General features: G+C 57.7%; 1 pseudogene. It reads right to left on the bottom strand.

The features are described from left to right. Positions 1 to 145: 145 nt before the first annotated feature. Positions 146 to 357, bottom strand: a pseudogene (locus MST27_RS22300) (transposase); the annotation flags it as partial.

Below are 357 nucleotides of genomic sequence, written 5' to 3'. Positions count from 1 at the left end.
GGATGGTCTGAAGTAGCCATGTATTTCTGGCTGACTTCAGCTTCCGCCGATTTTGAAAGCGGAAAATCGACCAAAAATGATCAGATCACCGCTCATTTCTGTGTTTTTAGCCGCCGCGAGCACCTCGCGGCGGCCATTCCCCGCATTACAGGCGCACCTCTCCCGCGTTGGTCAGTAACCGTCGGCGCGCCTTCCACAGATTCGACAGCGCGAACAGCGTGACCAACTGAGCGGTGTTCTTCACCAGCCCGCGGAACCGCACCTTGGTATAGCCAAACTGCCGCTTGATCACGCGGAACGGGTGCTCGACCTTGGCGCGTACTTGGGGCTTTGGCCTTCTCGATCTTGCGCTTGGCT

Source organism: Stutzerimonas marianensis, assembly GCF_022810315.1.
GTDB lineage: Bacteria > Pseudomonadota > Gammaproteobacteria > Pseudomonadales > Pseudomonadaceae > Stutzerimonas > Stutzerimonas marianensis.
Note: the sequence above shows the minus strand (reverse complement) of the source record. Positions and strands in the feature narration are given on the sequence as shown.